The organism is Pseudomonas sp. 1L-B-1-E-C1, assembly GCF_057291835.1.
Genome location: NZ_JBXAWN010000027.1, coordinates 1 through 3082 on the forward strand (window position 1 = coordinate 1; position 3082 = coordinate 3082).

Below are 3082 nucleotides of genomic sequence, written 5' to 3' on the forward strand. Positions count from 1 at the left end.
TAGATCGTTCTTTAAAAATTTGGGTATGTGATAGAAAGATAGACTGAACGTTACTTTCACTGGTAACGGATCAGGCTAAGGTAAAATTTGTGAGTTCTCTTAGTTGAGAAATTCGAATTTTCGGCGAATGTCGTCTTCACAGTATAACCAGATTGCTTGGGGTTATATGGTCAAGTGAAGAAGCGCATACGGTGGATGCCTTGGCAGTCAGAGGCGATGAAAGACGTGGTAGCCTGCGAAAAGCTTCGGGGAGTCGGCAAACAGACTTTGATCCGGAGATGTCTGAATGGGGGAACCCAGCCATCATAAGATGGTTATCTTGTACTGAATACATAGGTGCAAGAGGCGAACCAGGGGAACTGAAACATCTAAGTACCCTGAGGAAAAGAAATCAACCGAGATTCCCTTAGTAGTGGCGAGCGAACGGGGACTAGCCCTTAAGTTGATTTGAGATTAGCGGAACGCTCTGGAAAGTGCGGCCATAGTGGGTGATAGCCCTGTACGCGAAAATCTCTTGTCAATGAAATCGAGTAGGACGGAGCACGAGAAACTTTGTCTGAATATGGGGGGACCATCCTCCAAGGCTAAATACTACTGACTGACCGATAGTGAACTAGTACCGTGAGGGAAAGGCGAAAAGAACCCCGGAGAGGGGAGTGAAATAGATCCTGAAACCGTATGCGTACAAGCAGTGGGAGCAGACTTTGTTCTGTGACTGCGTACCTTTTGTATAATGGGTCAGCGACTTATTTTCAGTGGCGAGCTTAACCGAATAGGGGAGGCGTAGCGAAAGCGAGTCTTAATAGGGCGTCTAGTCGCTGGGAATAGACCCGAAACCGGGCGATCTATCCATGGGCAGGTTGAAGGTTAGGTAACACTGACTGGAGGACCGAACCGACTACCGTTGAAAAGTTAGCGGATGACCTGTGGATCGGAGTGAAAGGCTAATCAAGCTCGGAGATAGCTGGTTCTCCTCGAAAGCTATTTAGGTAGCGCCTCATGTATCACTGTAGGGGGTAGAGCACTGTTTCGGCTAGGGGGTCATCCCGACTTACCAAACCGATGCAAACTCCGAATACCTACAAGTGCCGAGCATGGGAGACACACGGCGGGTGCTAACGTCCGTCGTGAAAAGGGAAACAACCCAGACCGTCAGCTAAGGTCCCAAAGTTATGGTTAAGTGGGAAACGATGTGGGAAGGCTTAGACAGCTAGGAGGTTGGCTTAGAAGCAGCCACCCTTTAAAGAAAGCGTAATAGCTCACTAGTCGAGTCGGCCTGCGCGGAAGATGTAACGGGGCTCAAACCATACACCGAAGCTACGGGTATCACCTTCGGGTGATGCGGTAGAGGAGCGTTCTGTAAGCCTGTGAAGGTGAGTTGAGAAGCTTGCTGGAGGTATCAGAAGTGCGAATGCTGACATGAGTAACGACAATGGGTGTGAAAAACACCCACGCCGAAAGACCAAGGTTTCCTGCGCAACGTTAATCGACGCAGGGTTAGTCGGTCCCTAAGGCGAGGCTGAAAAGCGTAGTCGATGGAAAACAGGTTAATATTCCTGTACTTCTGGTTATTGCGATGGAGGGACGGAGAAGGCTAGGCCAGCTTGGCGTTGGTTGTCCAAGTTTAAGGTGGTAGGCTGAGATCTTAGGTAAATCCGGGATCTTAAGGCCGAGAGCTGATGACGAGTTACCCTTTGGGTGACGAAGTGGTTGATGCCATGCTTCCAAGAAAAGCTTCTAAGCTTCAGGTAACCAGGAACCGTACCCCAAACCGACACAGGTGGTTGGGTAGAGAATACCAAGGCGCTTGAGAGAACTCGGGTGAAGGAACTAGGCAAAATGGCACCGTAACTTCGGGAGAAGGTGCGCCGGTGAGGGTGAAGGACTTGCTCCGTAAGCTCATGCCGGTCGAAGATACCAGGCCGCTGCGACTGTTTATTAAAAACACAGCACTCTGCAAACACGAAAGTGGACGTATAGGGTGTGACGCCTGCCCGGTGCCGGAAGGTTAATTGATGGGGTTAGCTAACGCGAAGCTCTTGATCGAAGCCCCGGTAAACGGCGGCCGTAACTATAACGGTCCTAAGGTAGCGAAATTCCTTGTCGGGTAAGTTCCGACCTGCACGAATGGCGTAACGATGGCGGCGCTGTCTCCACCCGAGACTCAGTGAAATTGAAATCGCTGTGAAGATGCAGTGTATCCGCGGCTAGACGGAAAGACCCCGTGAACCTTTACTATAGCTTTGCACTGGACTTTGAATTTGCTTGTGTAGGATAGGTGGGAGGCTTTGAAGCGTGGACGCCAGTTCGCGTGGAGCCATCCTTGAAATACCACCCTGGCAACTTTGAGGTTCTAACTCAGGTCCGTTATCCGGATCGAGGACAGTGTATGGTGGGTAGTTTGACTGGGGCGGTCTCCTCCTAAAGAGTAACGGAGGAGTACGAAGGTGCGCTCAGACCGGTCGGAAATCGGTCGTAGAGTATAAAGGCAAAAGCGCGCTTGACTGCGAGACAGACACGTCGAGCAGGTACGAAAGTAGGTCTTAGTGATCCGGTGGTTCTGTATGGAAGGGCCATCGCTCAACGGATAAAAGGTACTCCGGGGATAACAGGCTGATACCGCCCAAGAGTTCATATCGACGGCGGTGTTTGGCACCTCGATGTCGGCTCATCACATCCTGGGGCTGAAGCCGGTCCCAAGGGTATGGCTGTTCGCCATTTAAAGTGGTACGCGAGCTGGGTTTAGAACGTCGTGAGACAGTTCGGTCCCTATCTGCCGTGGACGTTTGAGATTTGAGAGGGGCTGCTCCTAGTACGAGAGGACCGGAGTGGACGAACCTCTGGTGTTCCGGTTGTCACGCCAGTGGCATTGCCGGGTAGCTATGTTCGGGAAAGATAACCGCTGAAAGCATCTAAGCGGGAAACTTGCCTCAAGATGAGATCTCACTGGAACCTTGAGTTCCCTGAAGGGCCGTCGAAGACTACGACGTTGATAGGTTGGGTGTGTAAGCGCTGTGAGGCGTTGAGCTAACCAATACTAATTGCCCGTGAGGCTTGACCATATAACACCCAAGCAATTTGC

1 rRNA gene is annotated in these 3082 nt (G+C 51.1%); it reads left to right on the top strand.

Features of this window, described 5'->3' with window-relative positions:
- Positions 1-168: 168 nt before the first annotated feature.
- Positions 169-3062, top strand: a 23S ribosomal RNA gene (locus AC0Z4S_RS26385).
- The last annotated feature ends 20 nt before the right edge of the window (positions 3063-3082 follow it).